Genomic DNA, 22,639 nt, shown 5'->3' with positions numbered 1-22,639 from the left:
CCTGAGACCAGATGCAGAGCGCGAGCCCGGCCTGTCGAAGACCCGCCTCGGCACCACATCGCGCCCAATGAGACTGACCTGTCTTTCTTATGTTTATATTTTCGATAGAAATTATGTAAAGATATTTTTCCGGAAAAAGCAAAACAGGGGCTTGAAATGTGCCGGAATTTTTAGATTGTCATTTAATTTCAATATGTTGAATGCTATATATCGCACTTCACGCCAATCTCCGCCAATGGGGAATCAGGCGGAATCGACCAGACCCCGGCTTATTGACAGGCTGTTTTCTGGTGCGTATCTGGACAGGGCGTTCTGCCGCATTTCGTTTCAGCGCCACCTGCCAAATGGTGGCCCACTGAAACATCTGCACCGGCCTTATGAACATGCGAAAGACATGCGGAGCAGCTGTGACCCCTCAAAAAACCGCCTCGATACGCGATGACATTCTCGATATTGCCGGCACGCTTTTTTACCGGGAGGGCATCCGGGCTGTTGGCATTGACCGGATCGTGGCGGAGGCGAACATCGCGAAGGCCACGCTCTACCGCTATTTCCCGTCCAAGAATGATCTGGTCGCCAGTTATCTGAATGCACGGCACGAGCGGGTCATCCTGTCGCTCCACCATATTCTCCAGCTTCACCCCACCCCGCGCGCGCAACTGGCCGCCATTTTCGACATGCTGTTCGAGAAGGCCGACAACCCGGATTTTCGTGGCTGCGCCTTTGCGCTGGCCGTGGCGGAACACGGCGATTCCGAGCGGGTGGTGAATGTGGCGCGCACCCACAAGAATGCGGTGCGCACGCTTCTTGGCGCCATTCTGGCCCGGGCGGGGGTGCTGGAAACGCAGCCCGCCACCCATGTCGCCCTGCTCTATGAAGGGGCGCTGGCCACCGTCGCCGTCCACCACGATCCACAGGCTGTCCTTCAGGCCAAGGCTTGTGCGCTCTCCATATTCGACCTTGCCGTAGCCCATGCCGGAGCAGCCCATGACACACACACCGCCTGACACATCCGCCACGCCGAAGATTGAATATTATTTCTCCATCGGTTCACCATGGGCCTATATCGGGCTGGCCCCCTTCACCGCGCTGGCCGCCCAGCATGGTGTGGAGGTGCAGGCTTTCCCCATTTCCCTGATCGAGGAAAATGGCGGCATCTATGTGCGCAACCGTCCGGAAGCGCGCCGGGCCTACTGGCTGAAAGACCTTCACCGCTGGGCCGCGCATCGCGGCAAGGTGCTGAACATGAACAGGAATGGCCTTGCTGACCCGACCCCCGCAGCCCTTCTGGTGATTGCCGCCCAGCAGCAGGGGCTGGATGGGCTGGCCCTGGCTCGTGCCCTGCAGGAGGCGTTCTGGGAGCGGGCGGAAAATATTGGCGACCTCGCCATTTCCGCCGCCATCGCCGACAGGCTGGGTCTCCCCGGAGCCACGCTTGCCGCACAGGCCGGCAGCGCAAGCGTGGAAGCCCAGTGGCAGGCCAATTATGAGCGTGCGCGCGCCGCCGGTGTCTTCGGCGTGCCAAGCTTCCTGTATCAGGGCACTCTCTATTGGGGGCAGGACAGCCTCCCCTTTCTTGGGCACCACCTCCGCACCGGCCAGCCGCTGGCCTGATTGCGTACAGACAGAATGGGACAATCATGACGAGTCGCCTTGACCCGACCGTACTCGAAACGTTGCGCGCACGTTTCAAGGACCGCCTTTCAACCGGCATGGACCTGCGCGAGCAGCATGGGCGCGGGGAATCCCACCATGTCACGGCTTCTCCCGATGCGGTGGTGTTTGCACAGACCACGCAGGAGGTTTCGGACATTGTGCGCCTGTGTGCGGCCCATCATGTTCCTGTCATTCCCTATGGGGCGGGCACCTCGCTTGAGGGCCATCTGGCGGCCGTGCGGGGCGGCATTTCAATAGACCTGTCGCAGATGAACGCCATTGTGCGCGTGAGTGCGGAGGATCTGGACTGCACCGTCGAGGCCGGGGTCACCCGTGAGCAGCTCAATATCTGGTTGCGCGACAAGGGGCTGTTTTTCCCTATAGATCCGGGCGCGAATGCCTCGATAGGCGGCATGACGGCCACCCGCGCCTCCGGCACGAATGCGGTGCGCTATGGCACCATGCGCGAGAATGTGCTGGCCCTGACTGTCGTGCTGCCAGACGGGCAGATTGTGCATACGGGCGGCCGGGCGCGCAAATCCTCCGCCGGTTATGACCTCACCCGCCTTTTCGTCGGATCGGAAGGTACGCTTGGCATCATCACCGAGGTGACCCTGCGCCTGTATGGGCTGCCTGAAACGACATCTGTCGCCCTGTGCGCCTTTGACAGTGTGGAGCAGGCTATCAATACCGCCATCGCCGTGGTGCAGATGGGCATTCCCGTCGCCCGCATGGAATTGATGGACCGGGGGCTGATTGCGGCCGTCAACAGCTACTCCCATCTCACCCTGAAGGTGGCGGATACACTGGCTTTTGAGTTCCATGGCTCTGCCGCGAGTGTGCAGGAGCAGGTGGAGCAGGTACGCGCCCTTGCCGAAGAGAATGGCGCCGAGAATTTCGAATGGGCCAATACGCCGGAGGAGCGCACCCGCTTGTGGAAGGCCCGTCACAATGCCTTCTATGCGGTCCTCGCATCGCGCCCCAATGCCCGCGGCTGGCCCTCGGATGTCTGCGTGCCGGTGTCGCAACTGGGCGCCTCCATCATGCATACGCGCAAACTGCTGGAAACATGCAGCGTGCCGGCGGTCATTCTGGGGCATGTGGGTGATGGCAATTTCCATGTGGTCTTTGCGGTTGACCCGGAAAACCCGCAGGAAATGGAAGAGGTTGCCGCCATTAATGGCCAGATGGTGAAATTCGCCATCTCTGTTGGCGGCACCTGCACGGGCGAGCACGGCATCGGGCTGGGCAAGCGCGCCTATATGCGGGCCGAGCATGGCGATGCACTGGAGCTGATGGCCCGCCTGAAACAGGCCATTGATCCGCTCGGCATCATGAACCCCGGCAAGATCCTCCCGGAGGGGTGAGGCTGGCCGCATGGAAGGTCCATATCCCGCATCTGGCCGGACACGGGTGCCGGGGCTGGCGGGAGCGGTGGCACCGCACCATGGAGCCACCTTTTTCAGGAGAGCTTTTCACCATGGCGCTGCTTTATCTCCATGCACCGGAAAATGCGGGGATCTACCGGGAAGCTCTCGCCGCTGCATTCCCGCATCTGCGCTTTGAAACCGACCCGGACGCGCTCAGTCCGCAAGATGTGCGCTATATGGTGACATGGGCCGTGCCGCAGAATATCGCCCGATACTCCAATCTGGAGCTGCTTCTGGCGACAGGTGCGGGGGCGGACCAGTTCATTGCGGCCGATCTGCCACCCCGCACCCGCATCGTGCGGATGGTGAATGGCCATTTGGCCGGGATGATGCAGCAATATGTGACCCTTGCCGTGCTGGCGCTGCATCGTGACTTGCCCCATTATGTTGTCCGGCAGGCGCAGGGCGAGTGGATGCCGGTGGCGCCGCGCATGTCACAGCAAATCTGTGTGGGCGTCATGGGGCTGGGCCAGCTTGGCACCGCCGCCCTCTCCGCCCTGAAGCCCTTCGGTTTCAGGCTGGCGGGCTGGAGCCGAACCGCGCATGATCTTGAGGGCGTCTCATGCCACCATGGGCCTGATGGCCTTGAGAGATTTCTTTCCCTCAGCAATATCCTCGTGTGCCTGCTTCCGCTGACGGTGCAAACGCGCGGCATTCTGGATGCCGGCCTCTTCGCCAAACTGCCGCGTGGCGCCGCCCTCGTGCATGCCGGACGCGGACCGCAACTCAACCACAAGGCCCTGCTGGAGGCGCTGGACAGCGGCCATCTCAGGTCCGCCATGCTGGATGTGACCGACCCGGAGCCACTGCCAGCGGAACATCCGCTGTGGCGGCATCCAAAGGTCATCATCACACCGCACATTGCAACGGTCAGCCAGCCCGAAGCGGCGGTGGAACATATCATTCAGGCCATTGCCAGCCATGAGCGCAATGAGGATCCTGCGGGTCTCGTGAAGAGAGAGCGCGGCTACTAGATTCCCGCTCCCTGCCGGCCAATGGCGGCATCATCAGGGACGCATCATCTCTCCCCTGCCCTCCTGCCGGGCCGGGAAGCTGGAGCCTCTCACCTGCTCAACGGGATGCAGGCCCCGGTGATGGCCGCAAGCCCCGGACGGATGCGCGCATCATAGTCCTGCGGCGATGTCATGCTTCCGGTCCTCGGTTCCCGTGCTGGAGGCAGAGCGATGAGGACCGCCCGGCAGCGCTCAGCCGCCGGATGGTGCGGTGAGCCCCGGCCAGTAATAGGCATCATCCGTAGGGCGCGGGCCGAATATCGCCTGCCCCACCCGCACCACGCTCGCCCCCTCCTCGATGGCAAGTTCATAATCGCCAGACATGCCCATGGAGAGCTGCGTCACACCGGGGTGAAGCTTCACGACGCTGTCCCGCAATTCACGCAACAGGCGAAAACAGGGGCGCACCCGCTCGGCATCGGCACTGAAAAGAGCCAGCGTCATCAGCCCCCTGGGCTTGAGGCGCGGAAATTCCGGCAGCCGGTTCACAAAGGAGAGCAGATCATCCGGATGAAGACCGAACTTGCTGGCCTCCCCCGATGTATTCACCTGCACGAACACATCCAGATCACGCCCCAGCGCATCGAGCCGGCGGTTGAGCTCCTGCGCCAGACGCAAGCTGTCAAGCGCATGGAACTCCGATGCGAAGCGGACGAGATATTTCACCTTGTTGGTCTGGAGATGACCGATAATGTGCCAGCAGATCCCCAGATCCCCAAGCACCTCATGTTTTTCACGCGCTTCCTGCAGCTTGTTCTCACCAAAATCGGTGATTCCTGCGGCATGGGCATGCCGCAGGATGTGAGCAGGAACGGTCTTGGTCACCGGCAGAAGACGCACACCATCCGGGGGGCGGCCGGCACGGATGCAGGCCGCGGCGATGCGCCTTTTCACCTCCCGCAGATTGGCCGCAAAGGATTCGGCAGGGTTATTGCCGAAGCGGGCAATATCTTCCGGGCTGAAATCAGCGCTCAGGGATGCAGGCATACCGGATGTCACTCTCGCACGTGGTGGTCATAATAAGGCAGGGGAAAGCGGGCGCTGAGCTCCTGCACCGCGGCAAGAATCCCGCCGCGCGCGGTATCCAGCGTGTCCTTGCGGACAGCATGGAGCGTTTCGAGCATCAGGGCCGCGATCTGCCTGTATTCATCCGGACCGAAGCCGCGGGATGTGCCTGCCGCACTGCCCACCCTTATGCCGGATGTCACCATGGGCTTTTCCGGATCATGAGGAATGGCATTCTTGTTGAGCGTGATGCCAACGGACTCCAGCGCCTTTTCGGCAATATTGCCGGTGACGCCAAGCGGGCGCAGATCCACCACCGCCAGATGGCAATCCGTGCCCCCGGTGGTGATCGCCAGCCCGCCATCCATCAGCGCCTGCGCCAGAATGCGGCAATTCTCGACAACGCGTCGTGAATAGGTCCTGAAGGAGGGGTCAAGCGCCTCGCCGAACGCCACGGCCTTACCCGCGACCACATGCATGAGCGGGCCGCCCTGCAGGCCGGGAAAGATTGCGGAATTGATCTTCTTCGCAATGCCCTCATCATTGGTGAGCACGAAACCACCGCGTGGCCCGCGCAGGGTCTTGTGCGTGGTCGAGGTGACGACATGGGCGAAGGGCACCGGCGAGGGATAGACCCCGCCCGCGACAAGCCCGGCAAAATGGGCCATATCGACCAGCAGGATCGCGCCAACCTCATCGGCGATCTGGCGGAAACGGGCGAAATCCAGCGTGCGCGGATAGGCTGACCCGCCGGCAATCAGCAGTTTGGGGCGGTGCAGGCGCGCCATTTCGGCCACCTGTTCCATATCGATCAGATGGCTGTGCGGATCGACCCCATAGCTGACCACATTGAACCACCGGCCCGACATGTTGACCGCCGCCCCGTGGGTGAGATGGCCGCCCGCCTTCAGATCAAGGCCCAGTATGGTATCTCCCGGCGTCAGCAGCCCGAGAAAGACGGACTGGTTGGCCTGGCTTCCCGAATGCGGCTGCACATTCGCATAAGTGCTGCCAAAAAGCTGGTTGAGCCGCGAGATCGCCAGATCCTCGATGACATCGACATTGGCGCAGCCGCCATAATAGCGCCGGTGCGGATAGCCCTCGGCATATTTGTTGGTGAGCACAGAGCCCTGTGCCTCCATCACCGCCGGGCTGACGAAATTCTCGGAGGCGATCAGCTCGATACAGGTGCTCTGGCGTTCCTGTTCGCGGACAATGGCTGCAAACACGGCATCATCACGCCCGGCAAGGGAGGTGCGCCCGATGCTGCCTTCGGCAAGGGACATTTTGAGCGGGGCGGCTGTGCATGCTGTCATCGCAGGTCTCCTTCAAGGCCCGGCAGGAATGAGATGTGCACGGGGCATCAGGCACCGGCAGCTTCCTGTCCCTAACAGGAAATCGGCTGGATGATCCCTGCCATTATGAAAGCCATGACCAGACCAATTCAGCCTGCCCTGCCCGGCGAGAGACCAACCTCCTGCGCGAAAGCGTCCATCAGGATGAAGGCCCCTTCCTGACGCTGATGGGCATTGATGAGCGGGACCAGACGCCTGAAATGCGCGCTGGCGCAGTGGGCATCCAGCGCGGCCCGGTCCGGCCATTCCTCGATGAAGATGAAATGGCCCGGATCTTTCCGGTCGATGAAAAGATCATAGGAGATGCACAGAGGCTCCAGGCGTGTGTGCGCGACAAGCTCGCGATAGAGCGGGCGCACCGTCTCCAGGGCATCGAGGCGCATGAAATCCTCCGCGATGACTTTCAGCATGTCCTTCCTGCCCCTCGGGTTTCGAGATTATGTTCACTGTATGTTCCATATTCAGTGTCGCTGCAACCGTTTTATCCGCTCAGCTGCGCCGCACCGCCTTCAGCGCGCCGGCCAGCTTCAGCACCGCAGCCTCCAGCTCTTCCGGCGTATAGGCGGCAAAGCCCATGAGGAAGCCGGCCTGCGCCTTTCCTGTGGCATGAAGGCTCGAAAGGCCGAGCATCTCGATGCCCACCCGGCGCGCGGCCAGAACCGCCTCCTGTTCGGGGATATCACCGGTCAGCAGGCAGGGCATTTGCAGGCCGCCTATGGGCACCTGCGGCTCCACAAGGCCGGAAAGATGCCTGCGGACCAGACCGGCCAATATCTCCAGCCGCTCGGCATAGATGCCGCGCATGGTCCGGATATGCGCCCCGAAATGCCCCCCTTCCATGAACCGCGCCAGCGTGAGCTGGGCGATGGATGCGGTATGCCCGTCCAGCAGCGTGCGCGCCACCGTCATGGGCTTCACCAGTTGCGGCGGCAGCACGACATAGCCGATCCGCAGACCCGGAAAGAGAGACTTCGTGAAGGTGCCGATATAGATCGTCCGGTCATGCGCATCCAGCCCCTGCACGCAGGCCGTGGGCTTGCCGGCATAGTGGAACTCGCTGTCATAATCGTCCTCGATGATCCAGGCATGATGCCGCGAGGCCCAGTCGATCAGCGCCAGGCGGCGATCCAGCGCCAGTGTCGCTCCGGTTGGAAACTGGTGCGAGGGGGTGAGGAACACCGCCTTTGCACCCGTGGGATCATCAATGATCTTCTGGGCCATGATGCCCTGCCGGTCCACATCCACCGGCACACATTCAAGGCCGGCGGCGTCAAACGCCTTGCGCGCACCATAATAGACCGGCTCCTCGATGAAGATCCGCTCTCCGGGGTCCAGCAGCATGTTGGCGCAGAGCGTCATCGCCTGCTGTGAACTGGTCAGCACCAGCACCCGCTCCGCCGTGGCCCGCGCGCCGCGCTGGAGATTCACATAATCGGCAATGGCGTGGCGCAGCGCCTCAAGGCCCTGCGGGTCTCCATGATGCAGCGCCTGTGTCCCGGCCTCCCGCAGCACCTGTCGCTCCAGCCGCTCCCAGAGCTGGAGCGGAAAGGCGCGCGTTTCGGGCACGCCATGCGCAAATGGCCGGGGCTGGAGCATTTCGCGCACGCCACCGCTGTGGAACATGGCATTCCCGCGCCGGCTCAAATTGGGCGCCTGATTGCGCCGGAGGGCCTCACGGGTCGGCCGTCGATAGCCCGCGGTAAACTCCCCCATCCGGGCCACGAAACTGCCGCTGCCCACTCGTCTGTCGATGAAACCTTCGGCATGGAGCTGCGCATAGGCGGCCTCGACCGTATCACGCGAAACGCCCAGAGACTGGGCAAGGCCGCGTGTGGCCGGCAGGGGCTTGCCCGGCCCCAGCGCACCATCAAGGATCAGCTGCCGGATCGCCCGCTGTATCCGCGCATGCAGGGGCATGGCCGCATGGGCCGGATGCGCAAGCCACGCCTGCACCGTTTCAAGTTGGGAATGCCGGAACAATTGGCCTGCCCCTCTCCTCATCACCAGGCTGGATGATCCGGCCAGTTATCGGGCAGGAGCAAGAGCCTGTCCATGCCTGTGCCGCAACTTCACCGGATCTCCGCATGCAGCCGCGCCAGCCCCGGAGACGGCCTCCAGCGCCCGCATGGCATATCCCCCGGCAAGCGATGGTACGGGTGGTTGGAGGGATCGCAAAAATTGTCTACCGTGACAGCATGACGATGAATGCCGATGTGAGAATACGCGCCCTTCTGCAAGCTGCGGAAATGCTGAATGATGCGGGGCGCGCCGGTTCGGCCCGTGCCTTGATGGATGCCCGGAAGGAGCATCGGGTCGATCTTCCAACGCTGCGCCGGCTCCATGCCCTGTGGCGCACAACCCGGCATGAGGGCCAGCCACCCGGCGCCAGCGTCTGGGCGCGGGCGGGCGAGATCACCTCCGGCCTTCCCCGATGCCTGACCATTCTGGATGAGATCAGCGCTCTCAACTGGTCCACGGATTTTGACTGCACCCGCCTTGTGCGCGCCACGGCGGATGAGCAGATTTCAGCCGGCGATTATGATCTTGTCCTGATGGAAAGCGCATGGCGCGGGCATGGAGATGACTGGATCTACGCCTTCACATCCCCCGGCCTCACCCACCCCAATGCCCAGGCCCTTGTCGCCGCTCTGAAGCGCTTGCGCGAGACCTGCGACACACCCATCGTCATCATCAACAAGGAAGACCCTCTCCACTACGACAAGTTTCTCCCCGTGATGAAATATGCGGACCATATCTTCACCACGGATTCAGAAATGGTACCCCGGTATCGCGAACACACCGATGCCATCAGCGTCACCGCAATGCCCTTCGCCGCGAACCTTTCCATCACCAATCCCGTGGGGCGGGTGCGCGAGCCGCAGGAAGACCTGTGCTTTGCCGGTTCATACTATTCCGAGGGGCATGAGGAGCGCGCCCGGCAGATGAACTACATGCTGGAGCCAATCCTCGACGCGAAAGGCGCGATCTATGATCGCATGTCGGTGCATGACAATCCCCGCTACCATTTTCCCGAGCGGTTCCGCCCCTTCATTCGCCCGGCCGTCAGCTTTCAGGAGATGAATGACCTGTATCGGCGGTTCCGGGTTTTCCTGAACGTCAATACCATCACCACCTCCCCGACCATGATGTCGCGGCGGGTTTATGAGCTGCTGGCCAGCGGCACGCCTGTCGTTTCCGCGCCCTCACGCGCGCTGGAAGAGCAGTTCAGCGGCATTGTGCCCATGGCCAGCGATGCCGCAAGCGCCCGTGACGCCGTGCACCGCCTGCTGACAGATGACCGGCACTGGTGGAAAACCAGCCAGAAAGGCATCCGGGAAATCGCCCTCAGGCACCAGTACAAGCACCGCGCGGCGCTGATCCGCGCAACGGCTCTGGGGCAAAAAACCCGGCATGAGCCACCGCTTGTGACCATCGTCATGTCCACCAAACGCTGGACCTTTCTGGACAGGATCGTGGAGAATATCGCGCGGCAGGTCTATCCGCGCATCGAGGTGATTTTCGCGCTGCGTGACAACTGGCCTGCCGAAAAGATCAACGCGCTTGAAAAGCGGATTGCGGAATCCGGCAACATCAAGTCGATCAAGATCATGACCTTCCCTGAAACAGTGACCCTCGGCACCAAGCTGAATGCCGCGATTCAGGCCTCAACAGGCACGTTCATCGCCAAGTTCGATGATGATGACTGGTATTTCCCGAACTATCTCCAGGACATGATGCTGAGTTTCGAGTTCTCAGGCGCGGACCTGTGTGGAAAATGGACCTTCCCCGTCTGGCTTGAAAGCCGGGACAAACTGTTTCTGCGCAATCCCGGCCATGAACATAAAAGGGATGTGCCCTTTGTGGCCGGGGGCACACTCGTGGCGCGCAAGTCGCTGCTGCTGAGCCTGCCCTTTGCCGATCGCAGCCAGGGTGAGGATACAGACCTCATCAAGAGAATCCAGGCGACCGGCGGCGTCATCTATTCCGCCGACCACTTCAATCATATCCAGTACAGGTCTGCGGACACGTCCCACCATACATGGGCTGCCGATGACGACATGTTCGAGAAGACCGGAAAACATATCGGCACGCGCGCCGATATGGGGGACTGGGTGGTGTAGCCATCCCGTCAGGCCTGACCTGCCAGTCTACCAGGCGCAAAAGAATGGGAGATGACCGGGCGGACAGGCCCGGCATCTCCGCCCGGCCTGTTCTTCTTGGCCTCATCGGCCCCGCCTTCAGGTGAAGTGCCTCTCACTTCACCTTGCGCGCCGGGCGCCCCTCCGCCGCACCATACATCAGATAATGCAAGGCCGGGTCCATGCCCGAGGCGGCAACATCGGCATGATATGTCCGATACCAGTCCGGATCGACAATCCTGTTTTCAACCAGCAGCCTGACATGATCGGCGGTGGATACGCCCCGTCGCCACATCCCCTTGTTCGCTTCACTGAACAGGGCGCTCACAACCCGGCCGACCTCACGGGCAATCTCGTTTTCCAGATTCACCGCCATGTTCTTGCGCATGCGGTCAATCGCGGCATTGCGCTCCTGAAGCTCCCGGTTGAACTGCTCCGTCAAGACCGCAATGTCATCCAGACGCTGCTGGGCCTCTTCCTTCGCCGCTGCCAGCTCCTTGTCCCGGACAAGACGAAGGCTTTCCGCCTCCGTTTTCAGACGGGCATATTCCTCATTCGCCTTCTGGGCCTCGGCGGGCTTTTCAGCGACGGGCGCAGCCTGCGCACGCTTGATCTTGTGCGCCTCCAGCGCCTCGACCTTCGCCAGCGCGGCATTATAGGCGATCTCGGATTTTTCAAGGCGAAGCTGAAGGCTTCTCACCTGATGATGCAGGTTTTCGCTTTCCTGGTTCTTGTCCGACAAGACCAGCTCCAGCCGCGCCGCCTCCTTCTGGAGCGCGGCACGCTCTTCGCGGGCGGCGGTCTGGGCGGCCTCGAAATCCTGCAAGCCCTTCTTCAGATTGTCCAGCTCAAGCCGGCGCGCATCAATCTCGCGCTCCTTTTCCTGAAGGGATGAGAGCGCCAGATCCCGCTGCTTCTGCACGTCGCGAGCGCGCTGCATCTCCTCCAGCCCCTGCCCGAGGCGGTTGAACACCATGCGGGCGGCCAGATAGGCCGGATGGCCCTGCCGCAGGGAGGCCAGAGCCTGAAGACGCTCTGGCTGGTTGTTTCCATGCAGGATGACATCCAGCCGCGAACCGCCCAGAGAGACCGGCCCGGTGATGACACTCTGCCCCGGCTTTGAATCCAGCGCCTGCCTCAGGCGCTCATTGAGCAGGATCTGCCCCGGCTCACAGATGAGGATGACGGCGCGATCAGACAGCAGCGGCAGCCACTCATCCACCAGCCTGTCCATGCCCGCATCATCCAGCGCATCATGCAGCACGAGAAGGTCAATCGTGTCATGCACATAATGGATGCCAGCCTCCAGCGCATCACGCAGAAGGATGGAGAAATCCGTATATTGGGCATCATGCTGCTGGCGCAGCCCCTCATGAAGCTGGCCCTCCCGAAGCTCCAGCCCCAGGCAGGATGCGTGCAGGTTCAGCCGCTCGATCGCCTGACAAAGGGAAAGATAGACCACGCCATCTGCGGTCCCGATCTGCACCACCGATGTCGGGCGAATGGACTCCATCAGCCAGAAAAGAAAGGGAATCTGCGCCAGGAGCGGCGAGCTCTCCATGTGGCGGGGACGCCAATAGATCGCCTGGCTGGAGAGCGGAATGCGCAGGTCCTGGGCCGCCTTGTCGAATACGGCCTCGCTGGAGGCATCGCGCCGTGTCACGCTGCCTGCCCGCAGGACCAGATCAGCCGCATGGCGCGCTGTTTCGTTGTGGGTCATCCCATTGCTCCTACACTTCTGAAGCAGAAACGCACCCGTGGTGCGGCACCTGCCTGCTGATCGTCTGTCGGGTCTGGAAACATATGCATGCCAAGGGCCTAGCCGCCCGCTTTCAGGACAGCCAGCTCAGCCTCGATGATCTTGCGCTTGCCGCTTTGGCGGCGCACACGCTCCGCTGCCGCTCTCGACTTGCGCTGGAAGATGTCCGGGTTCTGCCACATCTCGACAATGGCCGCCGCCAGCCCGCCCGCATCTTCAGGATCAGCCAGATAGCCGCATGTTTCATCGACGAATTCCGGGATGGCCGCGACTCGCGATGTCACCGGAACAAGCCCTGAACTCATTGCCTCATCACGCGAGACGCCATGGCTGTCCCAGCGCGTGGGGTTGAGGAAAACCCCGTAGCCTTTCTGTATCTCGGCGATTTCGGCATGGCTGAGAAAGCGGTTGTCACAGATCACATTCGGCAAGCCGGCCAGAGGTGCGGTCACCTCCTCGAACAGGGGGCCACGACCAATGATGCAGAATTCCAGATCGGGAAAGAAATCATGTTTCTGAAGTTCGAGTATGGCTTTGACAGACAGGTCATTGGCATATTTTGGCGATGCGAACGGGCGGATCGAAAGGATCTTGCCCCGCAGGTCAGCTGACTTTTCCTGGTAGGCAAAGAGCTCATCATCAATGGGGTTGTGAATGATCCTGCACTGCTCGGCCGGGAAGCGGACCTGGAGATCCTCGAACACCTCGCTTGCAAAATATTCGGAGACAAACACGAAATCGAGATTGGCGGGCAGCGGGGCAAACAGGCTGCGCCAGAAGGCAAGGCGCTTGTCGCTGGCAAGCCTGGCCTTCTCCAGCTCTTCTTCGCTGGTGTAATTATAGCTGCGCCGCCACCAGGGCTGCACTTCCGCTCCATGCACCCATACGGTGACACGCAGACGGTCGATGTGGCGCGAGAGCACCTTCCACATGGCCTCATCCAGAAAATGGACCAGCACATGGTCATAATGACCATCCGCCAGCATCCGGTCGAGCTGCTCGGCGGAGCCTGTCATGCAGTCGATATTCTGGAACTCATGGGCCAGCGTCCCATGGTCCCCCTTCAGGCGGAACAGGTCCGGCTTCACGCCGCCCAGCTCCTGATAGGCCTTCATCCTGCTGTGGACGAAGCCGTTCCTGTAGAGATCCTCATATGAGGGATAGTGGTTTGTGAGCACCAGAATGCGCGAGCGGGCGATGATCTCGCGCGGGGCCGGATGATATTCGCCCAGAATGAGACCATGTACCCGGCAGCTTCCCGGCCCGCGAAAGCGGACACCGAAGCGGACAAACTCCGTGCCATCAGGCGGATCAAGGGTGTAGCTGCGATTTGGCGCCATGATCTGATGGGAGATCTTGTTCATGTTCCGATCGTGGAACACCGCGACCAGCAGAACATTCAGGCCTGTCCCGACATGGCCATGCACTTTCAGATCCGCGCCATTCAGGAGCTGGGCCAGGGGGCGGCCCTGTTTCTCGTAGAAATAATGGTGATCTTCCTCACCCAGCGCGCTGGTGACGATGCAGTCTCCCTGCTCACAGCTCCACTCCACCTTCCGGGTGGAGGTGGGCGGAATATCCGCGAACAGTTCGGCACCCGTAATCACCGGATCAGTGATCTCCACCGTCCCGGAGGGCGCCATTGCTTCGGCACGGGCGATGAGATCAGCCGCAGCAATACCGCAGTTCAGCTCCGGCAGATCATCCACCTGCGCGCTGACGATCGCCGTCGCAACCTCACCGGCCGCGCCATTCTCGCAATAATTGAAGGGATCGAGAGCCAGCTGCTTCCCGGCGCTCACATCCGCAGAAGGCAGTTCGTTCAGCCACTGGTCGAGACGCGCGGCGAGCGCGAGCTCTCCACGGATCAGCGCGCGGCGGGCAGGCAGGCGGGTGACGGGGCGATACACCTGTCCATCGACATAGTCCACAGCACCATTGCCGGCGCGGTAACAGGCGCTCTTTCCAAAAACGCTGGCATCGCTGTAGCGCGTCGCCAGCACCAGATCGTCCAGATAATGCGCGCCATAATGATCGGCAGCAACAAAGCCGGCCAGCCACTCGTCCGGCCCCACCAGATCTCCCAGCCTGAATGTGGCCGCCCGCCCCTCGGTGATGACCCGGACATCCAGCGGCAGGGCGACGTCGCGCGGGTCCGTTCCCTCCGGCACCACCAGCACGACACGTGCGATGGGCAGGGCCTGCCGGCTGATATGAGCCAGCAGCGCATCCAGCTCCGCCTTGTCATGGGCATGCGCCAGCACCACCACACCCGGCAGGATGGACGGGTCCGCCATCTCGATACCGGCCTTGCGGGCCACATAGGCGAGGCGGTGGCTATAGGTATGTTCGGAAAGAACCTTGCGCAGACCCTGCAGGCGAATGCGATCGGCATGGCCGGAGCTGTCCTGCTCACGGATCCTGCGCACCGCCTCCGCGCCGCTGTCCGTCGTGACCACCAGATCACCGAACATCAGGCGCAGGCCCCATGAATAATTGCTGACCACCCGCGTATTGGACGCCAGCAGCTCATACACCCGCCGCGCATACATGCTCTGCGAATGCTTCACGGAATTCAGATTGATGCCGAATCTGTAGCCCTTGTAGGCCTTGTCGATCTCGGTATGGGGCAACGTGCCGACAATGAACGGGTGATAGATCTCCGGGAACATGTAATCCGGATGATCCTTGCCGAAATTCCGGTCAAAGATCTCGATCGGACGATAGAGGGGCAGATTCTCGACAAAATCATCCAGATCGCGCGTCCGGTCCGGGTAGCGCACATAATAGGCGCCCGCGAAGCAGAAGGCATCCTTGCGCTCATAAAGCTCAATCGGGTTGTTCACTTCCGGCTGGCAGGCGAAGGGCAGCAGATACACATTGTCATGCCCCAGCGCCGCCTTGTAACGGGAGATGCAGTCAATATCCGTGGTGAAGATCAGGTCGAACTTCTCCGCGGTATTCAGGAAGGTCTCGAAATGGACCGGGTCTTCCTTGTTCCAGAAAGCTGTCGGCACATTGCGCGCCCGGCACCAGCTCAAGATGCCCTGGACCTCCACGCTCAGATGCCCAACCTTGGCACCCCACTCCTCATTCAGCCCGCGCCATGCGGATTCAATGAGCAGAAGCTGTGGCTTGAAGCTCTCCAGCTCGGCCTTCCAGCTGGCGACCGAGAGCTGCTGGAGATGGCATTCAGGCGCATAGCTTGCGGCGGTGAACTCGTCCATGATGGCCGCTACCCGCAAATTGCTGCGCACCGCCCGCGCCATGCATGCGGCCCCATCACCTTCCTGCGCCGTCCGCCGGGCAAGTGCGAGAGCCCGACGCTCCCAGGAGGAGAGATTCAGCTCGTCAATCGTCGCGGGCAGAATGGAAAGCGCCTCGGCGCTTTCCCCGGCATTGATCAGGGCAAAGCCAAGAGCGCGGGCGATGGCATGGTCGGCATGAAGCTGGTGCACCACGCGCAACAGGGCCAGCGCCTGTTCCGGCCGCTCCTGCTGAAGCCTGGAGGCCAGCCCGAGCCAGGCATGGGCGATGTCTTCCGCCGGCAGGGGAAGAGCCAGCGCCCAGCCGGCAAGGAAACCGGGATCAATCCGGCCATGCCCCCGGGCCGGCTGTGATGCGCCCCCCGACATGAGCTGCAACGGCCTATCCTCTCCCGGTGCGGCCGCCCCGGCAATCTGATGATGCAGGCGCGTCTTGAGGTCCTGAACATCAGCGCGCAATGTGTCGATCTGGGCCTTGGCGCGCGCAAGCTCCAGCTCCAGCTCATGCGCTGCCCGGGCATGATGCTGCCCGTTGAGGGCGCTTTCCTGCCTGGCCTGTTTCAGCGCGTCATGCAGGCGGGCCTTCTCCTCTTCCAGAGCCGCGACCTGCCCGGCTTGCGTCGCGTTCCGGACACGTGCGGCCTCCAGCTCCACCTTCAGGTTTCGGGCGACCTGAAAGCTGTCGCGCGCATCCTGCCGGCTTTTAGAGACCTGCCGCACCAGCTCCTGCTGTGTGAGATCATGATCCTGAAAGGCGGCGTGCAGGCTGGCTTTCTCAGCCTCCAGCTCCGCGATCCGCGCCTGCGCGGCCTGTGTTTCGCCACGGGCGGCCTCGATCTGCTCCTGCAACGGCACGGCAGACTGGGTGGCTTCCGAAAGCGCCTGCCGCGCTTCCACAAGCTGCTGGGTGACCCGGCGATATTTCAGATTGGCATTATGCAGATCCGCCCGGACCTGCTTGAGCTCAGCCTCGTTCCTGTAGGATTCAATAGCCTCGCGCACGCGCAGCTGAAGCAGCTGCATTTCCGGGGTCACCATGCCGCGCGGCAGGAAAACCTGCGTGGCGCTGGCATTGAATGTATCCCAGAACAGATAGCCCAGCTCCCCAAGCAGGGTGGAGATCTGGCGGAAATCGGCTTCCTTCAGGCACTCGGCATAGATGATCGGCTGGTCCCGGGCGATGAGGGCGCGCGCACCACGCAGCACGGCCATCTCCATGCCCTCGACATCGATCTTGATCATTTTAACGGGAGCATCGATCACAAGCCTGTCCAGCGTGATGACCGGAATATCGCCCCCTTCCACGGACAGGCTCTGGCTGCCCAGATTGTCCACGATCTCCGCATCGAAACGCGCCCAGCCCGGCTCCTCGCCCACTCCATTGGTGAAGACCTGAACCTGGTCCTGCAAACCATTCAGGCGGGCGCTGTGGCGAATGGCATCGGCCAGATGGGCATTCGGCTCGAAGGCCCAAACCCGCACCCCGCTGATGGCCGCCAGATAAAGCGTGTGATTGCCGACATTGGCCCCGACATCGAAAACCAGATCCCCGGCGGAAAGGCGGGAGGCCATGTCATTGAGCATGTCCAGCTCATAGGGAAGACCAGTCTCGCGGATCTTTTTCTGGATATAGTCCGTGGCGTTGTCGGGCAGAAAGATGCGGTAGGACCGGCCACGATCCGAAATCATGACCTCATCCGGGCCTGCGGGCGTTTCTGCCTGAACCTGCTTGCTCTCGCTCATCGCCCCTGCCCATCTCCCATTCCGCTCAGATGGTCTCAGGCCATGTGGAAAGAGATCTCGGAGACTGAGCGGACAATATCGGCCCTACCTGTCACGGATTCATCCTGCCCCTGCCCGCGCGATATACGCGCCAGCGGGCTGCAGCAGCTGATGCCAGCGCAGATGAAACCGCCCTAGGCCCATACAAGACCCGGGGCATTCCGAAAAGGGGAAAATGCATTCATTTAAAGTTCATCATGCCCTATTCTCGCCATTCTGCACCACTTCCGGGCATGTGAAGATGTAGAGCTACGCCAACTGATTACAAAAAACAGAGCCTGCCCGCATTTTCCGCAGGCCACAAACTTTCACTTAAGGGAGATTTGCTGATCTTTTGGTCACTATGGGGCCGGAAATGTGGATGATTTCAATTCCTCAACTCTGAAATATCAACCATTGATTGCACAATCTTCTGGTGGAACCATCCCCTCCGGCCTGCACCCCCGAGAGGAAAGGCGCCCTCAAGACCCTGTGAATTCAGGAAAAAGAGAATGGCGAGGAGAACATCTCCGCCCCACATGGGTCCACCTTGAACCAAGCTCCTCCCAAGCGCGCACAATTCAGGATTGCATGCCTTCCCGGAAGCCTTCGCTTTCCAGATCCATCAGATGGCCAGCATCTGTCCCTCCTGCCCAGCCAACCCGAAGCCAGCGCGCAGGAGCAGCGGGCCGTGGGTGGACTGAGGGATAAAACGGTAGCGTGATCCCGCATCCGGGGCCGGGCCTATGACATGGCTACCGGCATATTGCAGGTGCAGCCGGGCGCGGGCCAGCCAGCCGGCCGGAGGCAGATGGGCGGGGGCTTGCAGCAGAATATGGTCCGTCCCGATACCGCCCGCCCGTGCGCCATGGCTCTGCTGTTCCAGATCCCGCAAAGGCGTCACATCCAGCCCTTCGGCGCGCAGGTCCATGAGCGCCCCGAGATCGCGCGCCGGCATCCCATCCTGCGCCACAAGCAGCAACCTGTCGCCGCCGGCATCCGCCTCCTGACGGAACCACTCCCGCGCCCGCTGCGCATCCACACCGTTCTGGACGGGCCAGGCGATGGTCACCGTCTCCCGCGCCGGCTGGAAGGGAAAGCCGATCAGGCTCAGGATCTGCTCCCAGCGATGCCGATATGTATGACGTGAGAGGACGAGATTGAGATTGCGCTCGCGCATGGCGTCAATCTCGGCATCACCCAATGCCTTCAGTCGGCCCGGCTCCCGGTCGCAGAATACCACATCGCGCCCGAACATCTCCTCCATCCCCACCGAGTGATTGGACAGCACCAGCGTGTTCGATGACATCAGCTCGAACACCCGGCGGGCAAACATGGTGCGGGACTGTGTGACCGTATTGATATTGAGCCCGAAGCGCCCTGCCTTGTAGATGCGGAAGATCTCGGCATGCGGAACAGCCGGATGCAGATAGGGGGCATAGATTTCGGGCCAGATATGCTTGGGGTCCGTGGCCCCGTGAAAGCGGTCATAAATCTTCAGCCGGAAACCGCCCGCGAGCAAACTGTCCAGCATGTGGTGCATGGCGATGGAGCGCGCCTCATGATGCGCATACCAGCTTCCGGCAAAGGTCACGACATCTGTACGCGCCTGTATTTCGACCGGGGAAAAGAGAGCGGGGTTGGTGGCGAAAGGCAAGGCATGCACATGTACAAGCCCATATTCCGCCCTGTAATCCGGCACACACTCCTGCGCCGTGGTGAAGACATGATCGAAAGCCGTGGCGGTCTTCACGAAATCATGCGCCCTGTCACCATAATGGGTCGGGTCTTCCTTGTTCCAGAACACGGAAACAATGCCCTGCCGGCGACAATAGGCCAGAATGTCCAGCAGGATCTGCCTGTTCTCATGCGCCACACGGTTGCTGGCATGCACCCGCCCGCTCCAGTGGCGCCTTTCAGTATCCGGCCCGGTCCATGCGGACTCACACAGGAATATCTGCGGCTTTTCCGCCTCGAACTGGCTTTGCCAGCACTCGGGCAAAAGGGCGGTACCGCGGAAGGAATCCGCGAAACTGTTGGTGGAAAATGCATCCAGAATGGTGGCGACCCGGATGCGGGATGAGCGCTCTTTCCCCTGCGCATCCCGGTTCACGGGGCATGCGGCCAGAGCCAGAAGCAGACGCTCACGCTCCAGCCCCCGCCGCAGGGCACCCGCGGAAGCGCTGCGCCCGGCCCCTTCAAGAAGGGTGGCAGCCTGCAACAGAGCTTTTGCGCGCCTGAAATCGTTCCTCATCGTCATTCTGCCAGCCCGCGCCCCGCATGGAAGATGCAGGACGCGCGCCGGTGCCTTCAGCGCGGACGCCCCACCCACAGGCCCCGCGTATCCACAAGCCGGACAGACCCGTCCACCGGCACCGGCGTGACCTTGAAGGCATCATGATCCACCAGAAGAACGGCAATGTCCGTATCCTCGAACGCGCCCTTTTCCGCGATCAGCTCCGCCTTGCTCTCGAACCCCTCCGGCAGCGCCTTGATGAAGGGCTCCACGACCCGCACCTGCCCCGGATAGAAATCGGCCAGCTTGCGGGTGATGGACAAGGCCGGGCTTTCGCGCAGATCATCGATATTGGGCTTGAATGACAGGCCGAAGCAGGTGATGCGGGGCGCGCGGCCCGTCTCGGCCAGATGCTCGGCCACAGCCTGATGCACCTTGGCCAGCACCCATTCCGGCTTGCCATCATTGATCTCGCGGGCAGCGCGGATGATGCGTGCCTCATCTGGCGCCTGACTGACGATGAACCATGGATCAACGGCAATGCAATGGCCGCCGACACCGGGACCGGGCTGGAGGATATTCACCCGCGGATGACGGTTGGCCAGACGGATCAGCTCCCACACATTGATGTCGAGCCGGTCGCAGATCAGCGAGAGCTCATTGGCGAAGGCGATATTCACATCACGGAAGCTGTTCTCCGTCAGCTTCGCCATTTCCGCCGTGCGGCTGGTGGTTTCGATGCAGTCCCCCTCCACCACCAGCTTGTAGAGCTGGCGGGCACGGCTGGCACAGGCCTCGGTCATGCCGCCAATGATGCGATCATTGGTGACAAGCTCCACCAGGGCATGGCCCGGCAGGATGCGCTCCGGGCAATGGGCGACACGGATATCGGAGTCCGGCCCATGGGCCTGGGGAAAGGTCAGGTCCGGGCGTTCCTCGGCCAGCCATTCCGCCATCTGCTCGGTGGCGCCGACAGGGCTGGTGGATTCCAGAACCACCAGATCCCCCTTTTTCAGCACCGGGGCGATGGAGCGGCTGGCGGCCTCGACAAAGCGCATGTCCGGCTCATGCCCATTGCCGCGGGCAAGGAAGGGTGTGGGCACCGCAATCAGGAAGGCATCGGCGGCTTCCGGCGTCGTGGTGGCCCGCAAATGGCCGGCGGCGACCGTGCGCTGCAAGGCCTCCTGAAGGCCGGGCTCGACGATGTGGGACTCGCCGCGATTGATGGAATCAACCGCCTTCTGGTTCACATCAAGCCCCAGAACATTCACCCCCCGCAGGGCGAAAACGACAGCCGTGGGCAAGCCGATATAACCCAGGCCCACAAGGCAGACCGTACCGAAAGGCGGGCTGAAAGGCGCATTCATCGGGCAGTCTTCCACTGTATGAGTGCATCGAGGATGCGGGAAACCGCCTTGCCATCGCCATAGGGATTATGGGCGTAGCTCATTTCGTCATAGGCGGATTGCTCTGTGAGCAGGCGGGTGGTCCATTCCACGATCTTGTCTGTATCCGTGCCCACCAGCCGCACCGTACCGGCCGAAACGGCCTCCGGGCGCTCGGTTGTCTCGCGCATCACCAGCACCGGCTTGCCGAGGGAGGGCGCCTCTTCCTGAACGCCCCCGGAATCCGTGACGATCACATGCGCCCGGCTCATCAGCCACACGAAGGGCAGATAATCCTGCGGCTCGATCAGATGGATATTGGACGCCCCGCCCAGAATGCGCTGCACCGGCTCGCGCACATTGGGGTTCATATGCATGGGATAGACCACATCCACATCCGGGAAGCGCTCGGAAATGCGGCGCAGCGCCTGACAGATGCGCTCGAAACCGCCGCCGAAGCTCTCCCGCCGATGACCCGTCACCAGCACCATGCGGTGCCCGGCCCGCAGAAAGCTGAAGCGCTCCTCCATCCCCGCACGGAAGGGGGCATCGGAGCGGATCCGCTCCACCACATTCAGAAGGGCGTCGATCACGGTATTGCCGGTGACAACGATGCTCTCTTCCGGCACATTTTCACGCACCAGCGCCTGCCGGGATGTTTCCGTGGGCGCGAAATGCAGGGCCGCCAGAACGCCGGTGACCCGGCGGCTCCCCTCTTCGGGCCAGGGCGAATAGAGATTTCCGGTGCGCAACCCGGCCTCGACATGGCCCACCGGAATGCGGGCATAATAGGAGGCCAGTGTTGCCGCCAGAGTGGTCGCCGTATCGCCATGCACCAGAACCATGTCCGGGCGGGCACTCTCCAGCACCGGCTTGAGGCCGTTCAGAATGGCTGTGGTGACGCCGTAAAGGTCCTGCCCGGAGGTCATGACATTCAGATCATAATCCGGAGAAATACCAAACAGATCAATCACCTGATCAAGCATCTGGCGATGTTGGGCGGTGATGCAGACCTGGCTCTGAAACCTTGGATCGGCTGCAAGCCCGAGAACGAGCGGCGCCATCTTGATGGCTTCTGGTCGCGTTCCGAAAACTGTCAGGATTCGCATGTCACGCATCTTCACGGGCTATGGACTGAAACATTCCGCGCGCGCCGTCTCAAACCTTCCGCACCCCGAAGCGGGAGGATTTCAGAACATATCCGGCGCACCTCACTCGAAATGGCCGCAAAAGTTCATATTCTTAAGCGCCGCGGTCCAATAGCAGAGTAAAACTGCACTGCCGATATATTGAAAATTGTATTTTCTTGTTTTCACAATCAAAAATTGCATTCGATTCAGATGAAGGATGCCTGCCTTAAACAGGATATTATTGAATCCTGACACAAAATCGGGGAAATAGGGCGAATTGAAAATCATCGCCGCAGAACTCGAAAGTTGCAGGGCGCACGGTGTCTGTCCTCAACCCGCCCTGATGCCTGCCAGGCAGCGGCGCGGCAAGATGAATTGATTCCTCCGTCGGAGGTGTTGCCGGTAGAGAAGGTAAAGGCTGCTGCCCTGATTCCCCTGAGGCGCGGCCGGCAAGTGGTGGAGCTTTGGCCTATGTGTGGGATTGTCGGTATTCTCGGGAAGGGT

14 protein-coding genes are annotated in these 22,639 nt (G+C 61.6%); 5 read left to right on the top strand and 9 right to left on the bottom strand.

What is annotated here, in order from left to right; translation table 11 throughout:
* The first annotated feature begins 407 nt into the window (after positions 1-407).
* The 4 genes from ACT6QG_RS00630 (at position 408) to ACT6QG_RS00615 (ending at position 4,060) form a co-directional block, all read left to right on the top strand.
* On the top strand, positions 408-1,007 hold the full coding sequence (locus tag ACT6QG_RS00630; RefSeq protein WP_444975679.1) for a TetR/AcrR family transcriptional regulator: 600 nt from the start codon (positions 408-410) through the stop codon (positions 1,005-1,007).
* Positions 988-1,614, top strand: coding sequence for a 2-hydroxychromene-2-carboxylate isomerase (locus ACT6QG_RS00625; protein WP_444975678.1), 627 nt, complete (start codon positions 988-990; stop codon positions 1,612-1,614). Before ACT6QG_RS00630 ends, ACT6QG_RS00625 begins: the two co-directional genes overlap by 20 nt.
* 26 nt (positions 1,615-1,640) lie before the next feature.
* A complete protein-coding gene (locus ACT6QG_RS00620) occupies positions 1,641-3,023 on the top strand; it encodes an FAD-binding oxidoreductase (RefSeq protein WP_444975677.1) in 1,383 nt (460 codons plus the stop codon).
* 113 nt (positions 3,024-3,136) lie between these two features.
* Positions 3,137-4,060, top strand: a complete 924-nt coding sequence (locus tag ACT6QG_RS00615) for a 2-hydroxyacid dehydrogenase (RefSeq protein ID WP_444975676.1) — start codon at positions 3,137-3,139, stop codon at positions 4,058-4,060.
* Between the two features lie 231 nt (positions 4,061-4,291).
* On the opposite strand, the gene ACT6QG_RS00610 is transcribed toward ACT6QG_RS00615, so the two are convergent.
* The 4 genes from ACT6QG_RS00610 to pdxR form a co-directional block, all read right to left on the bottom strand.
* Positions 4,292-5,086 carry a YggS family pyridoxal phosphate-dependent enzyme gene (locus tag ACT6QG_RS00610; RefSeq protein WP_444975675.1) on the bottom strand — a complete coding sequence of 265 codons (795 nt, stop codon included), beginning with the start codon at positions 5,084-5,086 and terminating at the stop codon, positions 4,292-4,294.
* Between the two features lie 8 nt (positions 5,087-5,094).
* Positions 5,095-6,390, bottom strand: a complete 1,296-nt coding sequence (locus tag ACT6QG_RS00605; RefSeq protein ID WP_444975691.1) for a serine hydroxymethyltransferase — start codon at positions 6,388-6,390, stop codon at positions 5,095-5,097.
* A gap of 158 nt (positions 6,391-6,548) precedes the next feature.
* Positions 6,549-6,869 (bottom strand): putative quinol monooxygenase, encoded by a 321-nt coding sequence (locus ACT6QG_RS00600; protein WP_444975674.1) that lies wholly within the window; start codon positions 6,867-6,869, stop codon positions 6,549-6,551.
* Between the two features lie 79 nt (positions 6,870-6,948).
* Positions 6,949-8,439 (bottom strand): MocR-like pyridoxine biosynthesis transcription factor PdxR, encoded by a 1,491-nt coding sequence (pdxR, locus tag ACT6QG_RS00595; RefSeq protein WP_444975673.1) that lies wholly within the window; start codon positions 8,437-8,439, stop codon positions 6,949-6,951.
* A 215-nt stretch (positions 8,440-8,654) separates the two neighbouring features.
* Here pdxR and ACT6QG_RS00590 point away from each other — a divergent pair, with 215 nt between their 5' ends.
* Complete coding sequence (locus ACT6QG_RS00590; RefSeq protein WP_444975672.1) at positions 8,655-10,580, top strand: glycosyltransferase family protein; 1,926 nt, start codon at positions 8,655-8,657, stop codon at positions 10,578-10,580.
* Between the two features lie 133 nt (positions 10,581-10,713).
* On the opposite strand, the gene ACT6QG_RS00585 is transcribed toward ACT6QG_RS00590, so the two are convergent.
* From ACT6QG_RS00585 to wecB, 5 genes are all read right to left on the bottom strand, one after another.
* Positions 10,714-12,318, bottom strand: a complete 1,605-nt coding sequence (locus ACT6QG_RS00585) for a class I SAM-dependent methyltransferase (RefSeq protein WP_444975671.1) — start codon at positions 12,316-12,318, stop codon at positions 10,714-10,716.
* Between the two features lie 98 nt (positions 12,319-12,416).
* Positions 12,417-17,366, bottom strand: coding sequence for an FkbM family methyltransferase (locus tag ACT6QG_RS00580; protein WP_444975670.1), 4,950 nt, complete (start codon positions 17,364-17,366; stop codon positions 12,417-12,419).
* Between the two features lie 643 nt (positions 17,367-18,009).
* Positions 18,010-19,638 (bottom strand): CgeB family protein, encoded by a 1,629-nt coding sequence (locus tag ACT6QG_RS00575; RefSeq protein ID WP_444975669.1) that lies wholly within the window; start codon positions 19,636-19,638, stop codon positions 18,010-18,012.
* A 56-nt stretch (positions 19,639-19,694) separates the two neighbouring features.
* The gene (gene wecC / locus ACT6QG_RS00570) at positions 19,695-20,987 is read right to left on the bottom strand and encodes a UDP-N-acetyl-D-mannosamine dehydrogenase (RefSeq protein ID WP_444975668.1); all 1,293 of its coding nucleotides are present in this window, start codon (positions 20,985-20,987) and stop codon (positions 19,695-19,697) included.
* Positions 20,984-22,114 carry a non-hydrolyzing UDP-N-acetylglucosamine 2-epimerase gene (gene wecB, locus ACT6QG_RS00565; RefSeq protein ID WP_444975667.1) on the bottom strand — a complete coding sequence of 377 codons (1,131 nt, stop codon included), beginning with the start codon at positions 22,112-22,114 and terminating at the stop codon, positions 20,984-20,986. The genes wecC and wecB overlap by 4 nt, the downstream gene beginning before the upstream one ends.
* Between the last annotated feature and the right edge of the window lie 525 nt (positions 22,115-22,639).

Source organism: Haloleucobacter ellipsoideus, assembly GCF_052491725.1.
The sequence above is the reverse complement of the archived record's forward strand: the minus strand, read 5'-3'. Positions and strand labels throughout refer to the sequence as shown.

Coding starts and splice junctions, on each gene's coding strand:
- ACT6QG_RS00625 (WP_444975678.1), top strand. CDS start 988: ATGACACACACACCGCCTGACACATCCGCCACGCCGAAGATTGAATAT.
- ACT6QG_RS00620 (WP_444975677.1), top strand. CDS start 1,641: ATGACGAGTCGCCTTGACCCGACCGTACTCGAAACGTTGCGCGCACGT.
- ACT6QG_RS00615 (WP_444975676.1), top strand. CDS start 3,137: ATGGCGCTGCTTTATCTCCATGCACCGGAAAATGCGGGGATCTACCGG.
- ACT6QG_RS00610 (WP_444975675.1), bottom strand. CDS start 5,086: ATGCCTGCATCCCTGAGCGCTGATTTCAGCCCGGAAGATATTGCCCGC.
- ACT6QG_RS00605 (WP_444975691.1), bottom strand. CDS start 6,390: ATGTCCCTTGCCGAAGGCAGCATCGGGCGCACCTCCCTTGCCGGGCGT.
- ACT6QG_RS00600 (WP_444975674.1), bottom strand. CDS start 6,869: ATGCTGAAAGTCATCGCGGAGGATTTCATGCGCCTCGATGCCCTGGAG.
- ACT6QG_RS00590 (WP_444975672.1), top strand. CDS start 8,655: ATGACGATGAATGCCGATGTGAGAATACGCGCCCTTCTGCAAGCTGCG.
- ACT6QG_RS00585 (WP_444975671.1), bottom strand. CDS start 12,318: ATGACCCACAACGAAACAGCGCGCCATGCGGCTGATCTGGTCCTGCGG.
- ACT6QG_RS00580 (WP_444975670.1), bottom strand. CDS start 17,366: ATGAGCGAGAGCAAGCAGGTTCAGGCAGAAACGCCCGCAGGCCCGGAT.
- ACT6QG_RS00575 (WP_444975669.1), bottom strand. CDS start 19,638: ATGAGGAACGATTTCAGGCGCGCAAAAGCTCTGTTGCAGGCTGCCACC.
- wecC (WP_444975668.1), bottom strand. CDS start 20,987: ATGAATGCGCCTTTCAGCCCGCCTTTCGGTACGGTCTGCCTTGTGGGC.
- wecB (WP_444975667.1), bottom strand. CDS start 22,114: ATGCGAATCCTGACAGTTTTCGGAACGCGACCAGAAGCCATCAAGATG.